Consider the following 4,004-nt stretch of genomic DNA (forward strand, 5'->3'; position numbering starts at 1 on the left):
GGCGGCGCCGACGCGGCCTTCGCGCGGGCCGAGCCGATCCTGCGCCAGATGGGCAAGGCCGTGTTCCATTGCGGCGCGGCGGGCGCGGGCCAGGCCGCCAAGATCTGCAACAACATGATCCTCGGCATCTCGATGATCGGCGTGTGCGAGGCGTTCGCGCTGGGGGAGAAGCTCGGGCTCTCGGAACAGGCCCTGTTCGACGTGGCCTCCGTCTCCTCGGGCCAGTGCTGGTCGCTCACCAGCTACTGCCCGGTGCCCGGGCCCGTGCCCGCATCGCCCGCCAACACCGACTACCGCCCCGGCTTCGCCGCCGCCCTGATGCTGAAGGACCTGCGCCTTGCCCAGGCCGCCGCCGCCACGGCCGGCGCCGCGACGCCGCTCGGCGCCGAGGCGGCACAGCTCTACGCCCTGTTCGACGCGCTCGGGCACGGGGGCGAGGACTTTTCCGGCATCATCCGTATGCTGCGCGGGACCATGGCGGGAGACGCGGGCCGATGAGCTACGAGACCATCCTCACCGAGACGCGCGGGCGCGTCCTGCTGATCACGCTGAACCGCCCGAAGGCGCTCAACGCCATCAACCGGCAGCTCACGGGCGAGGTCATCGACGCGGTGACCCGCGCCGACGTCGATCCGGAGATCGGCTGCATCGTCATCACGGGATCCGAGAAGGCCTTCGCGGCCGGCGCCGACATCAAGGAGATGCAGGCGGCGACCTACGCCGAGATGTACGCGGGCGACCGCTTCGCCGACTGGGAGCGCTTCACGGCGGCGCGCACGCCCGTCATCGCGGCGGTTTCGGGCTACGCGCTCGGCGGCGGCTGCGAGCTCGCCATGATGTGCGACTTCATCCTGGCCGCCGACACGGCGCAGTTCGGCCAGCCCGAGATCAAGCTCGGCGTGATGCCGGGCATCGGCGGCAGCCAGCGCCTCACCCGGTTCGTCGGCAAGTCGAAGGCCATGGAGATGTGCCTGACGGGCCGGATGATGGACGCGGCCGAGGCCGAGCGCGCGGGCCTCGTCTCCCGCGTGCTGCCGGCCGCGGAACTCCTGGGGGAGGCGATGCGGGTCGCCGAGATCGTCGCCTCGATGTCGCTGCCGATCGCCCAGATGACGAAGGAAGCGGTCAACCGCGCCTACGAGACCACGCTCACCGAGGGCGTGCGCTTCGAGCGCCGGGTCTTCCACGCGATGTTCGCCACGCAGGACCAGAAGGAGGGCATGGCCGCCTTCGTGGAGAAGCGGCCGGCCAGATTCACGCACGGATAGAGGGCTGATCCGCTGCCCTGAGCGGTAACGGCTCCACCACAGAACGACCTTGGGAGATTGCGCCGATGCCGAGCTTTCGCGAGGCCCGAGACCTGCTGCTCGCACACCGCACCGACTACGAGGCGGCCTATGGCGGCTTCCGCTGGCCGGACCCGGTACCCTTCAACTGGGCGCTCGACTGGTTCGACGCGGAGCTGGCCGGCGATCCGGAGAGCCGCGACCGCGCGGCCCTCAGGATCGTGGAGCCCGCCGCCGGCACGGACGTCGCGCTGACCTTCGGGGAACTCGGCCGCCGGTCGAACCAAGTCGCCAACCATCTGCGCGGACTGGGCCTCCGGCGCGGCGACCACCTGCTCCTGCTGCTCGGCAATGTGCCGGCGCTCTGGGAGACGATGCTGGCCGCGATGAAGCTCGGCGCGGTGGTCATCCCCGCCACCACGCTCCTCACCGGTGAGGAGCTCGCCGACCGGCTGGAGCGCGGGCGTCCCCGGATGATCGTGGCCGGCCCCGAGCAGATCGAGCGCTTCGCCGGGCTCGACACAGCGGGGATCCTGCGCGTCGTCGTGGGTCCGGAAGCGGATGGTTGGACCGCCTACGAGGCGGCGTCCACAGAGTCCGAAACCTTCGCGCCGGACGGTCCCACGGGCGCGGACGACCCGCTGCTCCTCTACTTCACCTCCGGCACCACCGCGAAGCCGAAGCTGGTGCGCCACAGCCACCGCTCCTACCCGGTCGGCGCCCTCTCGACCATGTACTGGCTCGGGCTGCAGCCCGGCGACGTGCACTGCAACGTCTCCTCGCCCGGATGGGCCAAGCACGCGTGGTCCTCGTTCTTCGCCCCCTGGAACGCGGGCGCGACGATCCTGGTGGTCAACCAGGCGCCGTTCAACGCGCGGGTGCTGCTCGACGCGGCCGCGAAGTACGGCGCCACCACCCTGTGCGCGCCGCCGACCGTCTGGCGCTTCGTGATCCAGGAGGATCTCTCCGCGTGGACGCTCGCGCTGCGCGAGGTCTGCGCGGCGGGCGAGCCGCTCAACCCCGAGATCATCGAGCGGGTCGGCGAGGCCTGGGGCCTCACCGTGCGCGACGGCTACGGCCAGACCGAGACCACGGCGCTCGTCGCCAACACGCCGGGCCAATCGGTCCATCCGGGCTCGATGGGCCGGCCGCTGCCGGGTTACCGGGCGCGGGTGCTCGACCTCGACGGCCAGCCCGCCAGCGAGGGCGAGGTCTGCCTCGCGCTCGAGGACGAGCGCCCGGCCGGGCTGATGCAGGGCTACGACGACGGTGCGGGCCGGCTCTCGGGGGCCGACGGCGCGCTCTACCGCACGGGCGACGTCGCCTTCCTCGACGCGGAGGGGCGGTTCACCTTCGTCGGGCGGGCGGACGACGTGTTCAAGTCCTCCGGCTACCGGATCAGCCCGTTCGAGCTGGAGAGCGTGCTGATCGAGCACCCGGCGGTGGCCGAGGCCGCGGTGGTGCCCGCGCCCGACCCGATCCGACACACGGTGCCGAAGGCCTACGTGACGCTGGTGGGCACGGCCGAGGGCGGGCGCGCGACCGCACTCGACATCTTCCGCTTCACCAACGCCCGGCTCGCGCAGTTCAAGCGCCTGCGCGGCGTCGAGTTCGTGGAGGAGTTGCCGAAGACGATCTCCGGCAAGATCCGCCGGGTGCAGCTGCGCCGCCTGGAGCACGAGGGCCGCACCGACGACCCCTTCCGCGGCGCGGCCTTCACGCAGGCGGATTTCCCGGAGCTTCGCGAGGGCAAGAAGCCGGACTAGGTTGCGGGACCTCCCTCCCCGTCATGCGGGGAGAGGGGGTGCTCGGGCTCAGAACCCGCAGGCCCGGTAATAGGCCTCGAGGTTCAGCACCGGCGGGCGCGGCGACGGCGCCAGCGGCGGCGGATCGCGCAAAGCCAGCAGCGCGTCGAGCAGCACCTTCGCGTCCCGCGTCGGCGGGATCAGGTGGCCGCCGCCCTCCGCGCGGATCCGCTCGGCCGGCGCGCCGAGGTCGAAGGCCACGGCCGGGTAGCCGGCGGCGCGGATTTCCGAGAGCACGTAGGAGTAGGTCTCGGGCCAGACGCTCGGCAGGAACACGACGTCCGGATCCGCTTCCGTGAGCAGCGCCGGCAGATCCTCCGGAGCGTAGAGGCCGGTGACCGCGGCATTGCCGAGGCGCAGGAGGCGCGGCGTGTCGATCGTGTGGCCGACCACCGTAAGGAAGAGCGGCGCCCGCTCGCGCGCCGCCTGCTCGCAGAGCCGCAGCAGGATCTCGTAGCCCTTGTGCTCGGCGATGGCGCCGACGACCGCGACGTGGAGCGGGGCGCCCGCCGCGCGGTGGCGCCGCGGCCGGTCCGGCGCCGGCCCCGGTCCGGCCTCCGGGTGCGGCACGACGGCGATGTTCGTCAGGCCGAAACGCCGGGCGTAGCGCTCGGCCGTGTCCCGCGAGGGCGCGAGGAGTGCGCGGGCGCCGCGCAGAAGCCGTTCGTTGAAGGCGAGGAAGCCCGGCATGTCGGACCGGATCAGCCCGCCCTGGTCGCCGAAATCGTAGTCGAGGTCGCCCTCGACGCAGATCTGGCAGACCTGCGGGGGCGGCTCGCCGCAGTAGAAGCGCCGCCCGTCGGTGAGGTTCACCCGCGGGCAGTACCACTGGAAATCGTGCAGCGTCACCGCGTAGGGCCGGCGCCCGTCGAGGAGCCCCGCCAGCACCCCGCCGGTGAGAAACAGGCGGGAA

Annotated in this window: 4 protein-coding genes; 3 read left to right on the forward strand and 1 reads right to left on the reverse strand. The window is 72.3% G+C overall.

Annotated elements, in window-relative coordinates:
• The 3 genes from AX737_RS09270 to AX737_RS09280 form a co-directional block, all read left to right on the forward strand.
• Positions 1-498, forward strand: a 498-nt coding sequence (locus AX737_RS09270; RefSeq protein ID WP_156453612.1) for an NAD-binding protein, incomplete at its 5' end; no start/stop codon positions are given.
• Entirely contained in the window at positions 495-1,268 is a 774-nt protein-coding gene (locus AX737_RS09275) for an enoyl-CoA hydratase (RefSeq protein WP_066920805.1), read from the forward strand. The genes AX737_RS09270 and AX737_RS09275, both read left to right, overlap by 4 nt.
• 65 nt (positions 1,269-1,333) lie before the next feature.
• Entirely contained in the window at positions 1,334-3,052 is a 1,719-nt protein-coding gene (locus tag AX737_RS09280) for an AMP-binding protein (RefSeq protein ID WP_066920807.1), read from the forward strand.
• A 48-nt stretch (positions 3,053-3,100) separates the two neighbouring features.
• Here the strand turns inward: AX737_RS09280 and AX737_RS09285 are convergent.
• On the reverse strand, positions 3,101-4,004 hold a 904-nt coding region (locus AX737_RS09285), incomplete at its 5' end, for a glycosyltransferase (protein ID WP_156453613.1).

The organism is Methylobacterium sp. CCH5-D2 (assembly GCF_001556475.1).
Lineage (GTDB): Bacteria > Pseudomonadota > Alphaproteobacteria > Rhizobiales > Beijerinckiaceae > Methylobacterium > Methylobacterium hispanicum.

Excerpts from the sequence above, each read along its gene's own strand:
- AX737_RS09275 (WP_066920805.1), top strand. The coding sequence starts at position 495 with ATGAGCTACGAGACCATCCTCACCGAGACGCGCGGGCGCGTCCTGCTG.
- AX737_RS09280 (WP_066920807.1), top strand. The coding sequence starts at position 1,334 with ATGCCGAGCTTTCGCGAGGCCCGAGACCTGCTGCTCGCACACCGCACC.